Origin of the sequence: Bradyrhizobium sp. BRP22, from assembly GCF_020194175.1 — a bacterium.
Taxonomy (GTDB): Bacteria; Pseudomonadota; Alphaproteobacteria; order Rhizobiales; family Xanthobacteraceae; genus Bradyrhizobium.
Genome location: NZ_JADYVX010000003.1, coordinates 302667 through 326451, shown reverse-complemented (window position 1 = coordinate 326451; position 23785 = coordinate 302667). Strand labels below are relative to the sequence as shown.

Annotated in this window: 19 protein-coding genes; 3 read left to right on the top strand and 16 right to left on the bottom strand. The window is 60.8% G+C overall.

The features are described 5' to 3' along the window. Nucleotides 1–7: 7 nt before the first annotated feature. The 4 genes from I6F35_RS06100 to I6F35_RS06080 form a co-directional block, all read right to left on the bottom strand. Complete coding sequence (locus I6F35_RS06100; protein WP_225116745.1) at nt 8–1261, bottom strand: aromatic ring-hydroxylating dioxygenase subunit alpha; 1254 nt, start codon at nt 1259–1261, stop codon at nt 8–10. Nucleotides 1262–2286: 1025 nt separating this feature from the next. Beyond that, the gene (locus tag I6F35_RS06090) at nt 2287–3045 is read right to left on the bottom strand and encodes a filamentous hemagglutinin family protein (protein ID WP_346283141.1); all 759 of its coding nucleotides are present in this window, start codon (nt 3043–3045) and stop codon (nt 2287–2289) included. A 142-nt stretch (nt 3046–3187) separates the two neighbouring features. Further along, on the bottom strand, nt 3188–3802 hold the full coding sequence (locus I6F35_RS06085) for a glutathione S-transferase family protein (protein ID WP_346283140.1): 615 nt from the start codon (nt 3800–3802) through the stop codon (nt 3188–3190). A gap of 111 nt (nt 3803–3913) precedes the next feature. Further along, a complete protein-coding gene (locus tag I6F35_RS06080; protein WP_225116744.1) occupies nt 3914–5137 on the bottom strand; it encodes an acyl-CoA dehydrogenase family protein in 1224 nt (407 codons plus the stop codon). Between the two features lie 703 nt (nt 5138–5840). Here I6F35_RS06080 and I6F35_RS06075 point away from each other — a divergent pair. Then, nucleotides 5841–6956 (top strand): SGNH/GDSL hydrolase family protein, encoded by a 1116-nt coding sequence (locus tag I6F35_RS06075; protein WP_225116743.1) that lies wholly within the window; start codon nt 5841–5843, stop codon nt 6954–6956. 111 nt (nt 6957–7067) lie between these two features. Then, the gene (locus I6F35_RS06070) at nt 7068–7997 is read left to right on the top strand and encodes an AraC family transcriptional regulator (protein ID WP_225116742.1); all 930 of its coding nucleotides are present in this window, start codon (nt 7068–7070) and stop codon (nt 7995–7997) included. Nucleotides 7998–8289: 292 nt separating this feature from the next. Here the strand turns inward: I6F35_RS06070 and I6F35_RS06065 are convergent, their stop codons facing one another. The 6 genes from I6F35_RS06065 to I6F35_RS06040 all read right to left on the bottom strand — a co-directional run bounded on the left by I6F35_RS06065 (nt 8290) and on the right by I6F35_RS06040 (nt 15142). Further along, nucleotides 8290–9084: a response regulator transcription factor gene (locus I6F35_RS06065; RefSeq protein WP_225116866.1), complete on the bottom strand. Its 795-nt coding sequence runs from the start codon at nt 9082–9084 to the stop codon at nt 8290–8292. A gap of 538 nt (nt 9085–9622) precedes the next feature. Further along, nucleotides 9623–10798: an epoxide hydrolase gene (locus I6F35_RS06060; RefSeq protein ID WP_225116741.1), complete on the bottom strand. Its 1176-nt coding sequence runs from the start codon at nt 10796–10798 to the stop codon at nt 9623–9625. A gap of 75 nt (nt 10799–10873) precedes the next feature. Beyond that, nucleotides 10874–12061, bottom strand: a complete 1188-nt coding sequence (locus I6F35_RS40440; RefSeq protein WP_225116740.1) for an acyl-CoA dehydrogenase family protein — start codon at nt 12059–12061, stop codon at nt 10874–10876. Between the two features lie 258 nt (nt 12062–12319). After that, nucleotides 12320–12697: a hypothetical protein gene (locus I6F35_RS06050; RefSeq protein ID WP_225116739.1), complete on the bottom strand. Its 378-nt coding sequence runs from the start codon at nt 12695–12697 to the stop codon at nt 12320–12322. Further along, on the bottom strand, nt 12669–14174 hold the full coding sequence (locus I6F35_RS06045; protein ID WP_225116738.1) for an amidase family protein: 1506 nt from the start codon (nt 14172–14174) through the stop codon (nt 12669–12671). Before I6F35_RS06045 ends, I6F35_RS06050 begins: the two co-directional genes overlap by 29 nt. Nucleotides 14175–14290: 116 nt before the next feature. Continuing rightward, nucleotides 14291–15142, bottom strand: a complete 852-nt coding sequence (locus tag I6F35_RS06040) for an AraC family transcriptional regulator (protein WP_225116737.1) — start codon at nt 15140–15142, stop codon at nt 14291–14293. 423 nt (nt 15143–15565) lie between these two features. Here I6F35_RS06040 and I6F35_RS06035 point away from each other — a divergent pair, with 423 nt between their 5' ends. Continuing rightward, nucleotides 15566–16996: a pyridoxal-dependent decarboxylase gene (locus tag I6F35_RS06035; protein ID WP_225116736.1), complete on the top strand. Its 1431-nt coding sequence runs from the start codon at nt 15566–15568 to the stop codon at nt 16994–16996. A 329-nt stretch (nt 16997–17325) separates the two neighbouring features. Here the strand turns inward: I6F35_RS06035 and I6F35_RS06030 are convergent, their stop codons facing one another. The 6 genes from I6F35_RS06030 to I6F35_RS06005 all read right to left on the bottom strand — a co-directional run bounded on the left by I6F35_RS06030 (nt 17326) and on the right by I6F35_RS06005 (nt 23762). Then, entirely contained in the window at nt 17326–18906 is a 1581-nt protein-coding gene (locus I6F35_RS06030; RefSeq protein ID WP_225116735.1) for a GMC family oxidoreductase N-terminal domain-containing protein, read from the bottom strand. A 77-nt stretch (nt 18907–18983) separates the two neighbouring features. After that, complete coding sequence (locus I6F35_RS06025) at nt 18984–19994, bottom strand: branched-chain amino acid ABC transporter permease (protein ID WP_225116734.1); 1011 nt, start codon at nt 19992–19994, stop codon at nt 18984–18986. A 34-nt stretch (nt 19995–20028) separates the two neighbouring features. Further along, on the bottom strand, nt 20029–20913 hold the full coding sequence (locus I6F35_RS06020) for a branched-chain amino acid ABC transporter permease (RefSeq protein WP_225116733.1): 885 nt from the start codon (nt 20911–20913) through the stop codon (nt 20029–20031). Nucleotides 20914–20917: 4 nt separating this feature from the next. After that, nucleotides 20918–21646: an ABC transporter ATP-binding protein gene (locus I6F35_RS06015; protein ID WP_225116732.1), complete on the bottom strand. Its 729-nt coding sequence runs from the start codon at nt 21644–21646 to the stop codon at nt 20918–20920. Then, entirely contained in the window at nt 21639–22454 is an 816-nt protein-coding gene (locus tag I6F35_RS06010) for an ABC transporter ATP-binding protein (RefSeq protein WP_225116731.1), read from the bottom strand. The genes I6F35_RS06015 and I6F35_RS06010 overlap by 8 nt, the downstream gene beginning before the upstream one ends. 12 nt (nt 22455–22466) lie before the next feature. Further along, nucleotides 22467–23762: an ABC transporter substrate-binding protein gene (locus I6F35_RS06005; RefSeq protein WP_225116730.1), complete on the bottom strand. Its 1296-nt coding sequence runs from the start codon at nt 23760–23762 to the stop codon at nt 22467–22469. Nucleotides 23763–23785 lie beyond the last annotated feature (23 nt).

Genomic DNA, 23785 nt, shown 5'->3' with positions numbered 1-23785 from the left:
AAGAGCCTCACGCCGCCATCAGACTGGCGTAGTGTCGCCAGATGCCTCGCTGCGGCACCTCGTCGGTCGAATGACCGACGAGGTATCCGTTCTCGTCATGACGTTCGCGATGCAGGCCGCGGCTGAGGGTGAGCCACTCCGGATCGCTGATCATCGCACCACGATGGTTGCGCTCATACATCTCGGTGTCATCGGCGAGCAGAAAGCCGGCCGGCCCGACCGAGCCCATCGTCTGCTGCCGCAAGCGACGGTTGAAGTCCGGCGCGCCCTTGAACTGCAGGGCGGTTACGTGCTGAATCGTCTCATTGACCGCAAGCGGCTGCAGCACGAACATCTGGATCTCGGCAATGAACAGGTTTGGGAAAATCATGATATGCGGCGAACCGTCGATCATGATCTGCCGGGCGCGCTCGGCGCCGTAACTCGTCTCCATCGCTTTCACATAATCAGGCAAGCGCTCTGCAGTCGTTCCGAACCAGGCAAGCGGCTCGCCGAGGCGGCGCCATTCGGGCCTGAGATCGAACTCGGTGTGGCCGTTGCCGAAATCGCGGGTCAACGCGGTCGATTGCGGTCCATAGAGCTTGCCGATGGCGCTGTCGGTGACCTGAAAGACGGAGCTGTGGACGAAGCCCGGATGATACCCGTCGGTCTCGTTCTCCAGCATGAATTTCCAATTCGCCTTGGTGCGATGCTGCAGAAATCCGGCCGTCAGCTCCAGCTCGCCTTCGGGTGAGTTATCGAGAAGCTGGTCAATGGAAGCCTTGGCGCCGCCCAGATATTCGTCCAGCGAGGGTCCGTCGGTTGCGAGCGAGCCGAACACGAAGCCGCGATAGATGCCGACGCGCGGGACCCGGCCAAGCGAAAACTTGCTCTTGTCGACGCCCTCGTAACCGTCCGCATAGGCGAATCCCGCCAATTCGCCGGTGTTGCTGAAGGTCCAGGCGTGATAAGGGCACGTGAAGGTGCTGCGATTGCCCTCGCGATACGCGCAGAGCTGATTACCGCGATGCGGACACTTGTTCAGCAGCAGTGTGATCTGCCCGGTCCGATCATGGACCAGGAGCACCGGCATCGGCCCGATTGACTTGATGACATAGTCGTTCCGATTCGGCACCTCGCTGACATGTCCGACATAGACCCAGCTCCGATACCAGATGCGCTCAAGCTCCTCCTCGAAAATGGCTTGATCGTAGTAGAGGCGGCTGTGAACCCGTGTCGGCTCAATCAGCGCGTGAGAATGGCAACTCGACGCAGGCGGCATGGGCTTCCCGTTTTCTTAGTCCGATCGTTCGGACTATTAATAACTGGAGGGTATCCGGCGTCAAGTCGTAAATTGAGAAGGTATGGATCAGCTGACGAGATTCTGCGGGAGGGCCACCGGCGGGTGTACGAAATCCTAGAAATCAGTTTGGCGCAGGAATCATGGGGCCCGAGACGTAGGTAACACGTCGTACCTGGTCCACAAGGTCGCCTGCCAGGAGTTGGATATATATCCGCTCTATCGGCGAAGTCGGAGCAAATCGTAGTTTGCGCCGAGAAAGCCGTGTCGTGGCGTAGCGAGGAGCGCTACCGCCTTTTCCCACACTCGGCTAACTTGCGCTACTTTCTTCAATCATCAGCTTGATGCGGCACGCAAGAAACTGAGCTACAGGTTTTACTCGCGCAATGAGGATCCTGAAAGGCCCCGCCCCCAACATTTGCGGAGAGCGAATGATGGCGCGCTAAATCGAACGGGAGCGCGCCTTTGGCAACTCAGTCGCGAAGCGGCGTGCAACTTTCGCTCAGGTCGGGCCAAGACTTAGCAGGTTCAAATCGTGACAGGCGGCATATGTATCTCGTCGCGAGACCGACGCTGCGGCATTCGAAGGATCGATGGCGCGGCCGCTCGCGCGAAACTTTATCTTGAAGCGGGAGCGGACGTGATCTTAGCGAAGGCATTGACCTCTCGCGAGATGCTGCAAGAGTTTGCGCGGCGCGTTCCCGAAGACACTGCGAACGAATTCGAAGCGATGAGATACCATATGGTGATATGGCCGGCGTCGTCGCTGCGCGTCGCCAGCAAGGCGCAAGAGCGGGTTTCTTGCAACGATTCGGCGCGAGGACAAGCCAACGCTGAAGCCACGCGTGGGCAAATTGGGTGGAGAACCCGGAACGCTCCACCCAGCACAACTTTGAAGACCTCTCCGCGATCGTCTCTTCACTTCAGGTGGTCTAACAACAGCCTAGCCAGGGCCCCGACCAACGGTTTGAGCGCGAACAAGGCCCAAGCAACGGCAGGGCGGCCGACTAATGAGCGGCTTCCATCCTTTCCCCCGTCAGCAGTTTTCTCTGCTCGTCCGTGAGTTCGCCACTACCAACGATCTGGAACATGCTGTTCGGATCGAAGTGCCCCTGATTCTCGCTCCGTCGCTCGTGCGTGTTGCGCTGGTCGGTATTGTCAGGCGTCGATTTGTCCCCGCCGCCATAGCCCAGGAACTCGACGATGATGATCGACGGACGATCGCTGGTGCTGGGCGCGGCCGGCTGAACCTGCTGCGTCGCTGCCGTCAGGTTGTTGCTGGTGGATAGCGCCGCAACCGGCGGCGCCTGCGCCGTGGGAACGCCGGTGACATTGCCTTGCGCCTGGATATTGGCGGCGTTGAGGATCTGCAGTGCCGCGAGATTGACATTGCCGGAGACGCGGATGCCTGCTTCGCCCGCATCGATGGTGCCAAGCGGCGCGATCAGGTCGATGTCGCCGGGTGGTACTGCGGGAATCGGGTTCAGTGTCGCGATGCCGGCGCCGGTCGAGGGGACAGTCGGCGCAACACTGATGTTGCCGTAATTGTCATAGACGAGGCGTGGCGGCGTGAACACCACCGTGGTCTTCGAGCCACGGCCAGCGTTGATGTCTCCTTCGGCAGACCAGGCAAGGATGTTGCCGCCAAAGGTGGTCATGATGCGCGACAGGCCGAGCAGGATGCTTCCCTTCGAATAGATCTGGATATTGCCTTCGCCCCGCGTGATCAGGCCTGCATCGGCGCCCGGCAAAAACTGCTCCGACAAAGCTATTATTTCCCCGCGGCGTCATTGATCCGGTATGCCTCACGCGCATGAGGGGCACAAGGCTATACCAGCATGGTCGTTCGCCGTGCCGATGATATCCTAAGTGTCCCACGTTCGTGGACACTTCTTATGTTTCGTCACTTTATCTGCCGTCTACCGCCAAAGCGTCGTCGATTGACTTGGCTCGCAGATAAGCGGGCCGGGCTACGAGTCGCTCTTTATATGCCGCGAAGCTCGGTCGTTCGGGCATGGAACCGTGCTCCGTACCAAATATCAGCTGCCCACCAAAGTAGACGTCCGCGGCCGTAAATCGGTCGCCGGCAATATAGGGGTGTTTCGTGGTTGCGACCTCCAACATCATCATCATTGCATCGAAGTTACCATATCCTACAAATCGACGCTGCTCGGCGCTCGGTGCAACGCCCATCAACTTGTCAACCACTGCGGCCTCTCCAGGTCCAGCCATGAAGAACAGCCAACGGTAATAATTGGCACGCTCGCGCACTTTCGGTGCGAGGCCAGCTTCGGGACATGCGTCGGCGAGATATGCGCAAATCGCAGCCGTTTCTGTAATGAGTTTACCCTCGTGCGTCAGGGCCGGCACCTTGCCGATCGGGTTGATCATACGATATCCAGGCCTCTCCATCTCTTCGAAGGTGAGGACTACGGTTTCATAAGGATGCCCTATTTCTTCAAGCATCCAGCGGGCGACACGTCCGCGGGACACTGGGTTTGTATAGAAGATCAAGTCGGACACTATGCCTCCTTTCGCGGGCGAAACTCACGGCTCAAGACGTTCCGAAGAACGTGCATTTTATGAGCCTGCCTAGTTGTGCTGTGACAGACGATTGCGCATGCATGTCAAAAACTACGACTTTGCGTGCAGCCCGTCGCCTGGGCTGCTGCCTGCCTGTTGCAACCCGTCGTTTCCCCGCGAAAGCAGTAGCTTTCCCGCGTGAGCGTAGTGGCGAGCGTGCACTCCCGCGTGCTGTGCGGCAGTTTGCATGTCGCGCAGTCGTCGCTGCAGCGGCGATGAATTGGAGACAGCCGCTCCGCCTGCCAGCGCGAAACAGCTCTGAACTACCCGAAGACACGCTTCGGTCATCCATATCATCGATTGAGTCGCTTCGGCGAGTAGCGCATCGCCGCTGAGCGTGCCAGCAACAGCGTGGCGCCAATGGCTGGCGATTTGTGCGTCGCACAGCACCTGAGCGGCGCGGAACTCGGCCTGAGCACGGCCGAGTTCGTAGTGGAAGATCTCGGAATCTCGCATCGATACAGCCGCGCGCTGCTGTTTCCTGCCGCTCAGCGCCATGGCGACGATGTCGTCGAGCGCACCCTCAGCCATTCCCAACGCAACCGGCCCATGCAGCAGGGTCGCAATCTGCATTGGTGGAGCGTTGTAGAGCGGTCCCGGGAGACAAGGTCGAGCCGAGGCCATGTCGAAGACATTTTCTGACGGCACGAAAACATCTTTGAGCACGATGTGGTGGCTGCCGGTCGCCCGGAGTCCGGGCGCTCGCCAGGTATCCTCGATCTGCCAGTAGCGAGCGGGCAAGCACACACCGCGTATCGCCGGAACTCCCTCGGCCGGCCCCGCAGCGGGCGTCCCGTCTTGGGTCAGCACGCATACTGCTGCGATCCAGTCAGCGTCCTCACACCCGCTCGCAAATGGCCATCTGCCATTCACCCGCAAACCGCCGGCCTCGGCGACGGCTGTTCCGGCGGGCTGTCCTCCCCCCGCGCAAAGGCGATCAGGACCATTTCGATAGGTTTCCTCGTAGGTCTCGCGCGGCAGGAGTGGCAGCAACAGGGCTGTTGCGTTGGTGATGGTGACGACCCACGCTGTCGAGCCGTCTATCTTGAAGAGCTTCTGGAGGATACGTGCGACTGCAGGCAAATCAAATTCCAGGCCGCCATGAATTTGGGGCGCCGTCATCCGGAAGACTCCGACCGACTTGAGCATCTGAATCATATCGGCCGGAATGCGCCGCGCCTCTTCAGCTTCGGCAGCTTGCGCTGCGATTATCGGAGCCAGACTATCGAGCTCCGAGAGAATACGATCCGCCGCCTCATTGTTGGTGCTCTGCATGGCCAATTGTTTCTGTTCACTCGTCTGCACGTACGTGCGCTCAGCGATGTTGAACTGTTGACAGATGATTTAGTGTCGGCCGTTTCGCCAGCATCGACAATCGCAGCAAAGGATAACGACCGGAGATGGCGGCGTATTGCAGAAATCGGACTCGCACCCCACGACGTGGTAACCGTCGCGTGACCGAGACAGCATCGGAGGCGGCGTCTTGCGCGCCCGGCAAATGCAAACCGAGATAGACGTCGCATAAGGGGAGGAATTTGTCGATTTAGTCCGCGCCAATCAAGCGAGGCTCGCGGCAACTCCTGAAGATGCGCCTCGCCCATTGCCCGACCTTTCAGGGCGAGTGAAAGCTGTCGCGCTGATCCTCCACTCGGGCACCATCCCGGCATCTTGCGAGAGACCGCATTGCGGCATCAAGGAAGCGATCGTTACTGTTGTAGCGGTGCCGCGCGCTTTTGAAATACAGCCGAAAAACGCGGAATGCATCCTTGCCGCGACAACCGTCACGGATTCGCAGAAGATGCATTCCAACAAACTTGCGATGTTCCTACGTCGATTGGGCGCATCGCGCCGGGCGCGGCTGGCCGCGACTCTGCCGGCGCTCGTGGTCGCTGTGACTTGTGCCGGCGCCCAGCCTGCCGAGCCCTGGATCACGACATGGGCCGCAACCCCTGGACCGCGCTGGGCGGACGAATTGCCGGTGCCCTTTGGCGTGCCGGAGGTGCTGAGCAACAGGACGGTGCGGCAGACCGCGCGCATCAGCGTAGGCGGCGAGAAACTGCGGATCGTGATCTCGAACGAGTTCGGCGTCCGTCCCATCACCATCGGCGCGGCGACAGTTGCTCTGCCGGCCGGCGGCAGCGCCGTCGATCCGGCGACGATCAAGCCCGTGACCTTCAGCGGTCACATCGACGCCGTGATACCGCCGGGCGCACCGCTGATCAGTGACCCGGTCGACTTACCGGTTAAGCCGCTGTCGAGTGTGGTCGTCAGCTTCTATCTGCCCAACCCTACCAAACTCGCCTCGGTTCACTGGGAGGCCATGCAGACCGGCTACATATCGGGCTCGGGTGACATGACGAAGGCTGCCGACTTCAAGCCCGAAAGCACCACCAAATCGCGTCTGCTGCTCAGCCGCATCCTGACGACCGCCAAGCCCGATTCCAGCGCCATTGTGGTCCTTGGTGATTCCATCACCGACGGGTTCTGCTCTACTCCCGACAGCAACCATCGCTGGACGGATGAACTCGCCAGCCATCTGCAGGCGGAGGGCCATCCCGATATCGCGGTTGTGAATGAGGCATTTTACGGCAATCGCGTGCTGGCCGGTGGCTTCGGGACCAGTGGCCTCGCGCGGTTCAATATGTCCGTGTTGAGCCATGCCCGGGTATCGACCGTCGTCCTGATGCTGGGCGGCAACGACATTGGCTTGCCGGGCGCCACCATACCGAACGATCCGGAGCCGACAGCCGACGACGTCATTGCCGGCCTCAAGCAGATCATCGAGCGCGCCCACGCGGCCGGCATCCGCGTGGTGTTGTCGACCCTGACGCCAGCCGCCAACGCTTTTGCCGGCACGCGCTTTTCAAAGTACTGCACACCCGAGAAGGCGAAGATCGCGGAGGCCGTGAATGCCTGGGTCAGAACCGGCAACGCCGCCGACGGCGTGATCGACTTCGGCAAGATCCTGGAGGATCCGGCAAAGCCCGGCCATCTGGCGCCGGCGTATGATTGCGGGGATCACGTGCATCCCAACGATGCTGGGTATCTGGTCATGGCCAAGGCCGTCGACCTGAAGCTTCTGCTCCGACAATAAACCATCGCGCCGAGGCGGCAGCGGCGGTGGCCGCAGAAGTGAAAGAATTCTGACAGAGGTAGGGAAGGAAGGATGTCTAGTTCGAGGAACTCGCCGAAGGAAAGCTCGCCCTTGTCACCGCCGATGCGGCAACGGTTGACGACCGAGAACCACGTGCATCTCAACCAACATGGCGTGCGGACCATGATGCACCCGGCTCAGTATGCTGGTCCGGTACTTGGTAAATCTTCCCTGCTGGCACATCTCGTCGACGAAATGGCGGATTGGGATATCCCTTGTCCCGATCAGGCGCGAGCGCTCACCCTTAAGATCATTCCGGGCACCAGCCCGGTTCTTGTGATCAACTATCGCACGCCACCGGCCTTGACTCGGCGTTTCGGAGCCCAGGCCTTTCGCCAACCGGATCGCCGTAACTGTGCGACCAAGCTGCAAAGCGGTCTCGTCATCGTGCAGCCAGGCGGAGCGCTCGGCGTGATCGTGATACGCCTCAGGGCCGAGGCGGCCGCCAACCTTCTCGGTGAGCGTATGCTGGATTTCCTCGATGCTCAGATCGGGCTCGACGAGCTGTTCCCTGCGAGCCGGATATCCCGGCTGGAGGAGATTCTAGCGTATACAAGGACCAGCGCCGAGCGGTTTGCCTGCGTGGAGAAATTCTTTCATGCAAATCTGCGCATACGCCAAGCTGAACTGGTCACCTCCCGGGCCGCAGCTCTCCTGCGACGGAATCCTCAGTTGCGGGTCTGCCAGCTCGCCGCCCGAATCGATATCAGCGAACGTCAACTGTTGCGCAACTTTTACAAGATGTTCGGCATGGGTACCAAGCAGTTCGCCCGAATTGCTCGCATCGAAAGCGCGATGGCGGCCCGAGCTCGGGGAGCAACCTGGCGGGACGTCGCCTATAAGCTCGGATTCTCCGACCAGGCACACATGATCAATGAATTTACCGAGATTGTGGGCGTGTCGCCGGCAGAACTGGTCCATTCGGGAACGGGTTGCGGCAAAGACTCGGGCACACGTCAAAGCTCGGCCAAATCACGTTAATGCCTACGTCCAATTGCCGCTTCGGCGTGTTCGCTGCTGGCTTCCGCTATCCTCCGCCACTGGACGAACAACGGTCCGCCCCGACCGCACTTGGCGCGATCGGGCTCTCCGTGCCAGTCCGCCACCGAGAACCTCGTCGGCGACGATGACCCGCTTTCCGAAGCTCTTCCACTCGGACGACGCATCGAAGAGTGCTATGCCAGCTATCATCGCATCTCGCTCGTTCGACTTCAGCGCAAAAAGAGGTTCTATGCCCTTAGAGTTAAGAGCGCAGAACATCAAAACACCTAGCCTAGGAAGAGATCTCAGCCTCCTTCCCTCGCCGCTCGACTGGCACGTCCAGCACGTAACCGACACCACGTTCGGTTCGAATCACTTCCGTTGCTTTCAATTCGATTTTCAGCTTCCGTCGCAGTCGAAGAACCCCGACATCGATGCTGCGGTCGAATTTGTCCTCGTGCATGCTGGTCGCGTTCATCAGCTGCTCGCGTGTCAGCGGCCGCTGGGGCGCGTTGAGGAACGCCGCGAGCAAGTCATGCTCGCTTCTGGTCAGGACGGCCTCACATCCATTAGGGGCAGTGAGGCGGCGCGTATGATGGTCGAGGATCCATCCACCGAACCGGCAGCCGCTTGGACCCCGATGGCCTCCAGGCGCGACCAATTGAGGCTTGCGCCTTCGCAGGATTGCGCGAGTCCTCGCCAGCAGCTCTCGCATGCTGATCTTCTCGGAGACGCAATCGTCCGCGCCAAGCTCCAGCACCCTCACACGCTCCGCCTCACAGCAGCCCTGTTGTTCCCGGAAAAGGACGATGATTCCGCAATTTACCGAACGCGATCGGATTGCACGCAGAACGTCGGACGCGTTGAGCCAACCCGGTGCGAGGACAAGGATCACAAGGCACGGTTGCAGCGCATCGAATTTCGATAACGCGCGCTTTAGATCGGAAGCCGCGGCAACGTGCATGTGGCCGCTCTCGAGGTAGTCGACCAATCGGTCTCGGATCGCGAACCGGTTATCGACGAGGAGCACCCATCTCTGCGCGTTGCTGTCCGCGAAGGGCCTGGTGCGGTTTGGTTGTGGGCTCATGGAGGGCCGATCCTCGCCGGATCGGGGGGCAATCATGTTCGCATCCAAAAGGAGAGCTCTGACAGATTGTGTTAAGGGCCGGCCGTCGTTGGGGCGATGGCCCAGCCTCAATACACAATTGGCCCGCCGGCGGATTGGAGAAATCGGACACGCGAACCGTTTGTGCGCGACTGCCAGACGAATCACGAGCGTGATCTGACCGCAATCTGTTGTCACCGGTGACCGAAGGCTGTCGGCCCGGCTCTACTTGGCTTTGCGACCGCGTCCCACTCGCTCGTGTCCCTATCACCTTCAGGTGCTACCTGGCGTCAAGGCGTTTTCGATAGACTTGGCGCGCAGATAGGCGGAACGTCCGACAAGGCGCTCCGCATACACCGTGAAGCTTGCTCGGTCCGGAAGAGCGCCGTACTCCGTGCCAGACAATATCTTCTCAGCAAATACGCATCTTCGACATCGCTCGTTGCCGCAACGCATGGCCGCGCACTGAGGGGATCAATAGTAGGATACGGGGATTTTTGACCGGGCAGCAGGCCATCGCCTATGCCTCGCCCTTCAAACTGCTTCGCGCATGCCGGAAAGCGCTTCTGAGTTCGGTAACCAAAATATTCGGCTGTTCCCAGCCTGGGTAATGTCCCCCGCGACTCATCTCGTTCCATGAGATGAGGTTGTGAAAACGGCGCTCGGCCCATCGACGGGCTATCGGGTACGGTTCGGCCGGAAACAGCGTGCAAGCTGTGGGCACAGTCACTGGGCGCGCGTTCTCCTCCTCCGCACTCCGCGGTCTCCATCGCATGGCTTCCCAGTACCAGCGAGCTGTCGAGGCACCGGTGCCGGTGAACCAGTACAGGGCAATATTGTCCAACTGCTGTGCGAGGCTGACCCCGCCGCCAGCCTCGGATCGCGTGTCCGCGAACGCGACCAGCTTCTCACCAAGCCACGCGGCAAGGCCGGCTGGTGAGTCGAGCAGGGAGTAACCAAGCGTCTGAGGGCGCGTGCCCTGGATCATCCCGAAGCCATAGCCGTCCATGAGGAATTGGCCACGCTTCTCGATCATGCGCTTCTCCTTGTCGTCAGCGGAGATCTGATCGTCCGGCAAGGGGGACGCCAGTGGCATTGTTAGGTGCAGGCCAAAGACCCGGTCGGGGACGAGACGGGCCAGCTCGATGCTAATGAATGCTCCCCAGTCACCGCCGTGTGCGCCGAACCGCTCGTAGCCGAGACCCGACATCAGCTCGGCCCACGCTAGCGCAGTACGGCTGGGGTTCCAGCCACGTTCGCGGGGTCGGTCGCTGAACCCAAAACCGGGAATGGATGGGATGACCACGTGAAAGGCATCTTCTGCCGAGCCGCCGTGCGCGACTGGATCGGTGAGCGGCCCGAGGATCTTCTCGAACTCGAGTACTGAACCCGGCCAACCATGCGTCAGTAACACAGGAATCGCAGAGCGCTCAGGTGAGCAGAGATGCCAAAACGCGATGTTCAGGCCGCTGAGTTGCGTTCGATAATGGGGTATCGCGTTCCACCGTTCCTCCAATCCCCGCCAGTCGTGCTGCCGCCAGGCATTTAGAAGGGCCTTCAGGCGGTCAAGCTCTATACCCTGGGTTGCGTCCGGCACTGTCTCGGGTTCTGGAATCCGAGTGAGATCAAGCCGCCTATGTAGGTCGTCGAGGTCATGCTCGGGAATGCTTATGGGAAACGGGGCAATCTGAAGCATGCTCGGCCTCGACATGTTAACGTTCGTGGCTTCCCCGACTAGTTGAGTCTCACCGTTGTCAATTAGGTTTCAACTCTAGCTAAGGAGAAGTTTCCCCGCCTGTGCATAGTGACGCTGATGGACAGCGGCGTGTTGAGCGGCGGTCTGCATGTCGCGCAATCTTCGCTGCAGTGGCAATGAGTCGGAGACGGCCGCGCCGCCAGCCAGCGTGAAGCAAGTCTGGACCACCCGTAGACACGCTTCAGTCACCCAAACCATGGATTGGGTTGCCTCCGCGAACAGGGCGTCGCCATCCAACGTCCGGGCAAGAGCGTGGCGCCAGTGGCTAAACGTTTGAACTTCGTACATCGCCTGAGCGGCGCGGAACTCCGCCTGCGCACGGCCGAGCTCGTAGTGGAAGATTTCCGAGTCTCGCATCGACACGGCCGCGCGCTGCTGTTTTCTGCCGCTCTGTGCTGTCGCGATGATGTCGTCGAGCGCGCCTTGAGCAAGCCCCAATGCAACTGGACCATGCAATAGCGGTACAATTTGCATTGGAGCGGTGTAGAGCGGCCCCGGAAGACAAGGTCGAGCGGAAACCATATCGACGGCATTTTCTGCCGGCACGAAAACATCCTTGAGCACGACGTGGTGGCTGCCGGTGGCCCGCAGTCCAGGGGCTTGCCAGGTATCCTCGATCTGCCATTGGCCAGCGGGCAGGCACACACCGCGTATCGCCGGCATTCCTTCGGCCGGACCTGGAACAGGTTTCCCGTCTTCCGTCAGCACGCAGGTTCCTGCGATCCAGTCTGCGTCCTCACACCCGCTCGCAAACGGCCATCTGCCATTCACCCGAAATCCGCCGGCCTCTGCGACAGCGGTTCCGACGGGCTGGCCCCCTCCTGCGAGAAAACCATCAGGACCATTTCGATAGACGTCCTCGTAGGTCTCGCGCTGGAGGAGCGGCAGCAAAGTGGCCGTCGCGCCGGCCACCATGCCCATCCACCCGATCGAGCCGTCGATTTTGGCGAGTGCCTGGATGACGCGGCCAACCGCAGGTAAATCAAGCTCCAGGCCGCCATGACTTTTAGGCGCAGCCATGCGGAAGATTCCGGCCGACTTGAGCATCTGAAAGATATCGGCCGGAATGCGCCGCGCCGCTTCGGCTTCAGATGCACGCGCCGCGATCGTCGGGGCGAGAGCTTTGATGTCCGAGAGAATGCGATCGGCAGCCTCGTTTGGGATGCTCTGCACGGTCGATAGTTCTTGCTCGGAGGTTTGCACGTGCCTTCGCTCCTCGGTGATCTTATGTCGGTGGTTCCACCGGAAACCACAATCCGGGCGACGTTAGCGACAGGAGAGGCCGGTGGATTGCAAGAATCGGACTTCACACGACCAACGCCGATAACAAGCTGTTGATGCCGCGCGGGCGCATCCGCGATGTCGGTCGAACGGTCAAGCAAGAATCTCACGCGCTTAGCCACCGCTGGCGAATAGTGGGTGACGCAATCCGGCGATGGTCGCGGAATGTCTATGGGCGAACTACATCGTCGCCGGAGCGAAATAGTCCAACACGACTTTCATGCTGGAGTTTTCTCGGCGCCAAGAAACGGCATAGACGAGCGTCGTGGACGCGGCATCCTCTCCAGGCGTCAGTTTCACATATCCCGTCTCGATCGCACCGAACGAGGTCGGAAGAATCTCCTGTGTCGCCATTTCGCAGGCGGCATACTTCGCCATCGCACCTTCGAAATATCGGACTGCCCCCTCGTGACCTTCCAGACGACCGATGCCTTCCGCAACGATCAAGACATCTGAATCATAGTACTCGTTCACGAGTTTTGCCGCGTCTCCCGCGGAGAAGTTTCGTTCGAAGTGTCGGCAAGCTTCGTCAATGAGACGCTTGAGTTCGATTTCCATGTGCGTTTTCCTCAAATCGCGGAGGTCGTACGAAGCCTCCGAATAGATCGTCCATCAGCTCAGCTGCGTGGATCGGTGTTCGGTCCTCCAAATACGGGCCTACGATCTGGATTCCCATGGGCAGTCCGGCGGAAGTGAAGGTGACTGGCCTTGCCGTCGCCGGAAGATAAGCGAAGTTGGCCAGCGCGCCGCACCAAATAACATGATCCCAATAAGGGTAGTGGCGGCCATCGACGACCAATTCGCGCTCGACGGATGGAAGCGAAAGATTGTGCGGGAAAGCGGCGTGTGGTGCTACCGGGCAAATCAAGGCGTCGAACCGCTCAAAGAAAGAACGCCACGAGGAAATCGCTCTCGCCTGAACCTCTTTCGCCTCCGCCATCAACGCGGAAGTCTGCCCTCTGCCGGCGCAGATCAATTTCACGAACTTTGCATGCGGGCTACGCGCGGACATGATTTCCAACTCGCGCGGCTCGTAACTGCCGAGCAGTATAGGCATAAGAAGCTGAAAATAGGCGTCGGCCACTTCGGTCAGACGGGAGAACGGTCGAGCGGATCGGTCAACAGTAGCCCCCGCTTTTTCGAGTTGCGCGGCTACGGTTTCCATCATGTCCGAGGTCGCGCGATCCACCGGCGACGCATCGTCGTCCGACCAAATTGCGATGCGAGCTGCTGAAAGACGCTCGAAACGGCGGGGCGGCATCTTGGGCGTCCACCGCCCGCGCCGTGTGCTCTCCTCTTCGATGAGGAGAGCTTCCAACGCCAGCTTCAAATCCTGGGCGGACCTCGCCATTGGTCCGAGCACCCCCATGTCGGCTAGGCTCATGACCCCCGGCGGCGGTGGAACATGGCCCAGTTGCGGATAGATTTCGAAAGTAGGCTTGTGTGCGTAAAGCCCACAGAAATGGGCCGGCTGACGGACCGAACCGGCGATATCGCTGCCGAGTTCAAGCGGTATCATGCCTGTCGCCAAGGCCGCGGCCGCGCCTCCCGACGAACCTCCAGACGTCATCTCCGGGCTCCAAGGATTCCGCGTGGTGCCGAAAAGCGGATTGTCGCACTGAAAGTCACTTGCCATCGTGGACAAATTGGATTTTCCGACGATGGTGACGCCTGCGCGTCGCAATCGTAACACGCTCGGCGCGTCGGAGTTCGGCCGATAATTTGCAAGCGGAGGAAAACCCGAGGTGGCCGGAAGTCCCTCGACAGCGATGCTGTCCTTTACGGTCATCGCTATGCCGTCGAGCGGTCCGCGCACCGCGTTCGCAGCGCGCCTCCGATCACTCTCTCTTGCCGCTTTCCGGGCGGCATCCACGTCAATGGCGACGATAGCGTTGACGGTCGGGTTGATCGCGTCGATCCGCTCGACGGTCGCCATCAACAGTTCCTCAGCGCTCAGCTCATTCCTGTTGAGTGCTAGGGAAAATTCCTGGGCGGTGGAGAAGGGCCCTACCGAAGTATTCGCGCCGAGCGTCATTTGCCTGTCCGTAACCGTAAGAGTGCGCCGAGGTGCATTTAAACGCTCGAGCCCGGGAAACGGAAAGATCTCAAAATGCTCGGATCAACTTGGATTGCGATTTTGCTCGGAATTATTCACCGTTCGAACTCGCGGCGATATGCTGTTGGGCTCTTACCTGCTTCTCGCCTGAAAAGGCGAGAAAGCTGGGCGACAGTCTCGCAACCAACTTCCTCCGCGACCGCGGAAAGCGGCATCGACGAGACCGTCAGTAGCATCTTCGCGTGCTCGACCCTCAATCCGATCAGATACCGATATGGCGGAATTCCTTCGCAGTTGCGGAACGCTCTGCAAAAATGGCTTGTGCTCGTTCCGACTTTCGCGGCAAGTTCTTCGAGCGACCAGCTCTTGCGGATGTTATCTCGAATAAGTGTCTTCGCGCGTCGCAATTGCCACGGAGCCAATCGTTCGCGACGGCAGTCCGATGTCTCGGTTTGACCAAAACCCAGCGGCAGACGCTCCAATACAGCGCCCGCCAAATGCTCGCTGAATAAGGATCCCGAGGGCGACCCCGTCAGCATTTCGACGGACAGTAATCGTCCAAGCGACGAAAGTGCGTCGTCTTTCGCACCAAAAGCGGATGGAAGATCGAATTTTCGGCCGACGACCGAAAGGAGCCGACTCGGAGCGACGTAGAAGTGTATAGCCAAGCTTTCTCCGGAAAGAGAGATCTGTTGGGTTTCGCCGGCGGGAGTCACAGCGAGAAGTCCAGGGCGGAAGCGAAAGGCTTGCTTGCTTCCATCGCTCAGCGTTCGCCGCGCCATCCCGCAACCTTTCAGCACGAGGACGACTTCGTGATTGCCGATCGGCGGCGCCGCCAACTCGGACCACGAATGATGATATACTTTAGCGTAAAATCCACCGCCAGCAGCTATCGACGTCGCGGCAACTGGCACTCTCCGCAAAAAGATATCAAGGTCCTCCGCCATGGAGAGCTCCTCTGAGTAGATCGATCCGCAGTACCGAGCTCTCTATTGCCTTGGCGACGATGGCGTTCGCTGAAGAGCAACGAGGCGGGCAAGAATGTCGTACCCGCTCAGACGGGCCGATCCTTATACCGTATCAAGGCTGCCGACCTCAGTAACGAGAAGCTGAGCTCCCTGACCCAACCTGCTCCAATATGGAATGGAAACGAAAGCGATGTGTATCGGATGCGGGCCGGAAACGGCTCGACCATGAAAGCGGCCATTGGCCTGTAACCATCGCCAGATAGAGCACGAGGACGAACAGCCATCCGAAAACGGAGCATGCGGAAGAGTTTGGACGTCACGGGATCGTGACTTTGGCCAGCATTCGGCTCTTCGATAAAGCAAACGCCCGATATAGAGCAAACGGCCGATAGCGAGGCTCCGATGGACGACAATGAGTTTCGTATTTGGAGCCATAAGGCCGCTGACTGGGGCGTGAATTATCGCCAGGATCTGCGCAATCGTCCCGTCCGGGCTCAGACAATGCCCGGAGCTATTTTTAATGCCATTCCTCCAAGCGCGCCCGAGTCGCCGGAACCGATGGATGCCATTTTTGCGGACTTCGAAAGAATCGTGATGCCTGGTATCACCCATTGGCAGCATCCGCGCTTCTTTGCCTATTTCCCGGCCAATGCGGCCCCCGCGTCAGTGATCGCCGAGCAATTTGTGTCGGCGATCGCCGCCCAATGCATGCTTTGGCAAACCTCACCATCTGCAACCGAGCTGGAGACTCGTGTCCTGGACTGGTTGCGCAGGGCGCTGGGTCTGCCTGAAGGCTTCAGGGGTGTCATTCAGGACTCCGCATCATCGGCAACGCTGGCGGCGATTCTTGTCATGCGCGAGCGCGCATTGAAATGGTCAGGCAATAAGCAGGGACTGTCGGGTCAACCGCGATTGCGGATCTACAGTTCGGATCAGGTGCACACCTCGATTGATCGCGCCATCTGGATTTCGGGAATAGGCGAGGACAATCTTGTGCGCATTCCGGTCCTTGGCGAAATGCGCGGCCTCGATGTCGCAGCATTGGACGCTGCAATTGTCTCGGACCAGCAAGCTGGTTATTTACCCGCGGGTATTGTCGCCAGTGTCGGAGGTACCAGCGTAGGCGGAACTGACAATGTCGCCGGAATCTGTGAAGTTGCGAGGCGACATGGTCTCTATGTTCACGTCGATGCAGCGTGGGCCGGGTCCGCGATGATCTGCCCGGAGTTTCGCCATCTGTGGGAGGGAGTCGCGCTGGCCGACTCTCTGGTTCTCAATCCCCATAAATGGCTCGGCGCGCAGTTCGATTGTTCTGCGCATTTTCTGCGCGATCCCGAAAGCCTGGTGCGAACTCTGGCCATTCACCCAGAATTCCTCAAGACGCACGGCCATGACGGCATCATCAACTACTCAGAATGGAGCATACCCCTTGGCCGCCGCTTCCGCGCCTTGAAGATCTGGTTCTTGCTGCGAGCCTATGGGCTGGATGCGTTACGCACCATGATCCGTAATCATGTGCGCTGGTCGGAGGAGCTTGGGGCGCGGCTGACAAGGACAGCCGATTTTCGCGTGACAACCGGGCCCCTGCTCTCCTTGTTCTCGTTTCGCCATGAGCCGAAGAACGTTGCCGACCTTGATGAACACAACCTTCGACTGATCAACGCGATCAACAACGACGGACGGATCTATCTCACGCAGACCAAAGTCGATGGGCAGTTCGTCATCCGATTTCAGGCGGGTTCATTCGATATGAAAGAAGCCGATGCAGACGCGGCATTCGACGTGATCGTCGAAATTTCCCAGCAAATCAGTGCGCAAAGAGCATCAGCTTAACCTGCGCGGACGCCAGGTTCGACTCCCAGTCGCACCGCGCCAATTTCAACCCACTATTTCGGAGGCCCTGTTTTGTTATCGGCGCGCAGCGTAATTGGCTTAGCGGCGCTTTGATAATCCGCCAAATGCCGCCTCTTGTGCGCGAAGTACCGCTTCGAAAACTCCCGAGCAGGTTCAAATCTTGGACGCGCAACACCCGATTGTTGCGTTTCTTACCGTAGGCGCACCTAGGATCCCACCGATTGCATCGGTTCGGCGCCAAACGTGAAGAGGACGAATGGCCTCGGTTCTGCAGTTATCGATTCCGCTTCTTCATGTAGGGCGCACCTTCAGCTCATGACGGCCGCGGCCGCTCGCTCGGCGATCAGGATCGTCGGTGTTTGAATGTTGCCGGAGATCATGACCGGAATCACCGAGGCGTCGGCGACGCGAAGCCCGTCGAGACCGTGAACCTTGAAGCTCTTGGGATCGACGACCGCCATCTTGTCAGTGCCCATGCGGCAGGTTGACGAGGCATGATACAGCGTCGTGCAATGGCCCCGCACATATTCGGCGATCTCGGCATCGCTTTCCGCCTCCGCGCTGGGCGTAACTTCACACTCGATCAGCTCCTTCAAGGGCGATTGTCCGGCGATGCGACGATTGATTCGGACGCCCTCGATCATGGTCCGCAGATCCTGACCGGTCGAATCGGATGAAAAGTAGCGCGGATCGATCGAGGGATACTCGAGCGGATCAGCCGAGCGCAACGTCAACTCGCCACGGCTATTTGGCCGCTGCAACGTTGAATGCAGCGTGATGCCAGGCTTCGAGGACAGGAAGCGCACGTAGTCGCGGTGCGGGCTGATGGCGCCATAGAGCTGAAGATCGGGCTCGACGTCCGGACGGCTGCGAACATGGGCCCCGGCGGCGACCCATGGAGACGAGCGGGGGCCGCTCCGGCTCTCCTGCCATTCCTTCAAACTCGCCTCCAGGCTTTCGTCCGTCCACGCGCCGACGCCGATCTTTTCCCTGGTGTAGAAGGTGATCGGAATGTTGATGTGGTCCTGGAGATCCTTGCCCACTCCCGGCAGGTCATGCACCGGCGTCACGCCGATGGCCTTGAGCTCGTCCGCCGGACCGATACCCGACAGCAGCAATTGCTGCGCGGAGCCGATCGCACCGGAGGACATCACGACGTCGCTGGCTGCGTGTGCCGTGTTGATCTGTCCGTTTTCGAGATACTCGACGCCGGTCGCGCGGCCTTTCTCGATGACGACGCGGATCACGCGGACACCGGTCTTGACCGTCAGGTTTGAGCGTTCCAGGGCGGGCCGCAAATAGGCCTTGCCGGTTCCGAAGCGTTCGCCCTGCTTGATGACGAATTGGAAGAAGCCCGCGCCTTCCTGGCTCTCGCCGTTGAAATCGAGATTGTGCTTGTAGCCAGCCGCCTTCGCAGCTTCGAGCCACAACCGCTCATTGGGATCGACGAACGGGACACTGGCGACATACAGTGGACCCTTGGTGCCATGCAGCGGATTATCCGTGAAATCGGCATTGTTCTCGAACGCTATGAAATCCGGCAGCACATGGCGCCAGCCCCAGCCGGCGCAGCCGGCCTTTTCCCAGCCATCATAGTCAGACGGCAGGCCGCGGATGTAGATCATCGCATTCATCGCGCCCGAGCCGCCCACCATCTTGCCGCGCGGCCAGAACACGCGGCGGCCCCGGCAACCTGCCTGAGGCTCCGTGTAATAGCCCCAATCGACCGCCGTGTTGAACATCGTCGGCCAGTCCGACGGGATATCGGAAGCGAGCGGGGCCGCACGGCCGGCCTCCAGCACCAGCACCTTGCGGCCCGGATCGGCGGACAGCCGGTTGGCCAGCACGCAGCCGGCCGAACCGGCGCCCACGATGATCGTATCGTACATCTCTCACTCCATCGGTCCAAAGTCACCGCAAAGCTCGCAGCCCGGCGCAGCGGGCGAAGTTGTTATGTCCGATCTCCTCACGCGGGCGTGTCGCCGGACACCTCGGCGGCGAGCGCGGGACTGCGCGTGCGCAGCCGGCGCAGTCTGTCCCAAATGTTCTCGCACAGGCCGATCAGGCCGTTCGGCATCAGCACCATGACGGCGGCGATGATGACCCCGAGCCCGAGCGAGCGGAATTCGCCGATCTCCCGCATCGCCTCATCGGCGGCGACGAGCACGATGGCGCCGACCAACGGTCCCCACAGCCGTCCGATGCCGCCCACGACCACCATCGCGATGATGAAGAATAGCTGCGAGAATGACAGGACACCGGGGCCGATCGCGTTGAAATGCGCGGCATAGAGCCCGCCGGCCAGTCCCGTGAAGAACGCCGAAAGACCGAACACGAGTAGCTGCATCTGGAAGCGGCTGATGCCGCGGGCCATTGCGCAGCCGGGATTGTCGCGCAGCGCGCGGAAGGCCAGCCCGATCGGGCCACGGATGATGGCCCAGGTGAACAGCATGGTCGCCGTGAACAAGATCACCACCAGCGCATAGTTGGCGACCAGGTATTTGGTCTTGAACATCGCGCGCGTGCCGAGGTCGCCGAAGCGCGCGAAGCCGACCGCACCGCCGGTAAACTGCCGGCACTGCGTGCCGACCATGATGAAACAGTCGGTGTCGGTGACGATCAAGAGATACATCACCTGCGCGACCGCAAGGGTCAGAAGCGCGGTATAGGCGCCGCTCAGGCGCAGGCATGCTGCACCGATTACGAGGCTGAACAGCACGGTCGCGGCCGCCGCGAGCGGCATCGCGGCCCAGACATTCATGCCGAAATAGAAGCACAGCATCGCTGTGGCGTAACCGCCGAAGCCGAACAGGGCCATCTGCGCCAGCGAAAAGACGCCGGCGAAACCGAACAGCAGGTTCCACTGCGAGGCGACGATTGCATAGAACAGGCCGAGCGTGACTTGGCCGATGACGTAGCGGCTGTCGACATAGAACGGGAGTGCGACGGCCGCGGCAAGAACAACGAGGCCGATCATGAGGTGAGCGAAATCCTGGCGTTTCACATTGACCTCACAGACGCCGCATTTCGACCCGGCCGAACAGTCCGCCGGGCCGGCGAATGAGCACCAGGATGACGATGGCGAGCAAGGCAGGGAAACCCCATCGGGCGCCGGCCAGGAACTGGACCAGAGCTTCGACGAGGGCGAGAGCGAAGGAGGTGATAATCGCGCCGGGCAGATTGCCGAGCCCGGCCACCACGCACATGATGAAGGCCTTCAGCATCGGATCTGCGCCGAGCGAGGGCGAGAGCTGGGTGATCGACGATACCAGCACACCGCAGACGCCGGCGAGCATTCCGGACAGGATCAGGACCTGCAGGTAGACACGCGCGACCGGCACGCCCAGCAGCTTCGCGGCATCCGGGTTCTGCGCCGTGGCGCGAATGGCCCGGCCGGCCTTGGTCCGAGCGAGAAACAGGGCGGTTGCGGCCATCAGCGCGATAGCGGCGATGATGATGACGAGGTTTTGCCAGGGCAGCACAAAGCGGCCGAGGCTGATCGAGCCTCCAACCGTGAGCGGTTGCCCCAGCGGCTGGCCGCCATAGAGCCGCAGCACGATATTCTCCAACGTCAGCGCGACGCCGAAGGTCGCGATCATGATGGTCGTTTCGAACGTCTCGGGGTTGCGGCGCGACAGCGGATAGGCAACCAGCATGAAGATCAGCGCACCGATCAGGCCTCCGACTGCGGCGGCAGCGAGCACCGCGACCGGAACGGGCCAGCCGAGCTGGCTCGCAGCCGTGAAAGCGGCGTAGCCGCCCAGTGTCAGCAGCGTGCCATGCGCCATGTTGAGCATACCGAGAGATCCCCAGACCAGCGAAAGGCCAAGGGTCGCCAGCGCATACAATGCGCCGGTGGTCATCCCGGAGACCAGCACGGGTCCTATGATGTCCACGTCGTCAGCCTCCGAGATAGGTTGCGAGGAGTTCGTCGCGCTGGAGCAGGACGGCAGGTTCGCCTGACCAGACGAAGGCGCCGTTGTCGAGCAGATGAATGCGATCGGCGATATCGGCGACGCGGGCGGGATTTTCTTCGACCAGCAAGATCGTGCGGCCGCTGGCCTTCAGCCGCGCGATCACGTCGTAGATTTGCTCGATGACGATCGGCGCGAGGCCCAGTGACGGCTCGTCGATCAGCATCACGGAGCCCTTCATCATCAGGCCGCGGCCGATGCCGACCATCCGCCGTTCGCCGCCGGAAAGGCTCGCCGCGATCTGCGTCCGCCGTTCGGCCAGCTTTGGCAGCAGACTGAACACTTCATCGAGACGCCGAGCCACCGCCACCTGGTCGGAATCGAGATAGGCGCCCATCAGGAGATTCTCGAGCACGCTCATGCCGGCGAACAACAGATCACCCTGCGGCACATGGATCACGCCATTGGCCGCGACGCGATGCGCCGGCAGGCCTGATATCGCGCGACCATTCAGCGACACCGATCCTTTGCGGACCGGAAGCAGGCCCGAGATTGCGCGTAGCAACGTCGTCTTGCCATGCCCATTCGGGCCGACGACAGTGACAAGCTCGCCTGAATTCAGCGACAGCGATACGCCGGTGAGGACGTTGCGGGCGTCGTAGCCGGTCACGAGCCCGTTGACGGCCAGGCAGGAGGAGCCGATCGGTTCAGCCATGAGTGCTCATCTCCGGCTGCTTGACGAAATAGGCCTTGAGCCGGCTGGTCGCGGCCTTGCCGAGATAGGTCTCCACCACGGTCTGGTCGTCGGCCACCGCCGAGGGCGCGCCCTCGAAGATCGATTTGCCATGGTGCATGATCACGACGCGCGTCGACAGAGAGAGCAGGAAGCGCATGACGTGCTCGATCAGCAGGATCGCGATCCCCGCTGCCGACAACCGTTTCACCACGTTGGCAATACGGTCGACTTCCGACGGGCTAAGCCCGCCGACTGGCTCGTCGAGCAGCAGCAACTGCGGCGAAGTCGCAACCGCGCCTGCGATCATCAGCAGTTTGCGGTCCAATACGGGCAGGTCGCGTGCGACGCGGTCCCGACCGGCGAGGCCGACGAGATCGAGCGCTGCTGCGGCGCGCTGCCGGGCGGCGCCGCCGATCGCAAAGCCGGGGAAGCGGCGGTCGGCGTAGCCGAAATGGGCGGCAACCTCGATGTTCTCCTGGACCGACAGGCTGTCGAACGCCGCGTTGAGCTGAAAGGTGCGGGCAATACCGGCGCGGCATACTTCATGCGCCGCGAGTCCGGTGATATCGCGGCTTGCAAACAGGATGCGGCCGGCGCTGATGGAGGTGACGGCGGTGACGACGTCGAAGAACGTCGTCTTGCCGGCGCCGTTCGGCCCACCGAGACCGACCACCTCGCCGGGATGAACGGTCAATGAGAGACCGTCCACCGCACGGAGCGACCCAAAGGTCTTGGTCACGCCCTCGCAGACGAGTAGCGGATCATTCGCCTGGCCGGAAGAGCTCACCTCGTCGGCCTCTCACGCCTTGATCCAGGGTGGCAGCTTCATCGCGTCGGTCGCGTAGAGCGAGGGCGCGATCAACTTCGGATCGGTGCGGTAGTCCTGATGCTGCAGGAACTGATGCGCCATGCCGAGCGAAGGATCCTTGACCTGGGTCGGATAGCAGAAGGCGGACTGGCCTTTGGGATCGGCGTGGTAGATGCCGTTGACGCCGCGATAGATCAGCCGCTTCATCGCTTCCGACACCTTGCGGGTCTGCTCCTTGTTGCCGGATTCTCCCGCGCCGCCGGCGATCGCCGCCGACAGCGCGTAGTGCCAGAGCCCATCATAGGTCTGCGATCCCGTGATGAAGGCGGCGTTGGCGCCGAACTTCTCGCGGTAGGTCTTGCGATAGCTGGCGGAGAAGTCATCGGGCAGGCAGCCGATCACGGTCGAATAGATCACCCCGTTGATCGCTTCCTTGCCGATCTCGCGGAATGCCGGAAGCGAGGGACCATATTGCATATAGACGAGGCTTTGCGTTGGCTCCGGCAGGAACTGGACCATGAATTGCGCCAGATCCTGCGGCAGGAAATGCGTCACCGCGATCGCGGCCGGAGGGTCCTGACGCAGCTTGGCGAGGGTCGGCCCCCATTGATTGGTCGGAAACGGGACGGTCTCGTAGAGCCCAAGCTCGAAGCCGAACTCCTTGACCCGGTCGCGAATCGCGTTGGCGATCACGATCGAATATTCGTTCGCCGATGGGATGATCGCGATCTTCCTGTTCGGCGGCGACCACTGCTTGGTGTCGATCAGCGACTTCAGGAACAGCAGGAAGCCCGGACCATAATAGAACTCGGGCGGGTCGCCCTGGAAGCAGGAATAGTAGCGCTGAGGGTCGCTGAGAAACTTGGTGTTGTGCGAGATCAGCGTGTTGTAATGCACGAAGATGACGTCGTTGTCGGCGGCGACATCCATCTCAACCATGTTGGTGCCGACGTTGTATCCGTTGATAATCGCGGTTGCCGAGTGGCGATCGATCAGGCGCTGCATCGCTTGCGTCACGATATCGGCGCCCATCTCCTTGGTATCTTCGACCTCGATCTGGATCGGACGTCCGAGAATGCCTCCGGCGGCGTTGATCTCCTCCGCTGCAAGCATGAGGCCATTCTTGAACTCGATGCCGTCAGCGGCGGCGAAGCCGGACATCGGCAGCGCCGAGCCAACCTTGATCGGGCTGCCCGCAGCGCGGGCACCATGGTTCAGGCTCGCCAGCAGTGCGATTGAGCCTGCGCCAGCGGCAACGCCGCCGAGAAGTGAACGTCGGTCAAGCATGATCGTCTGTCCCCTCGTGTATG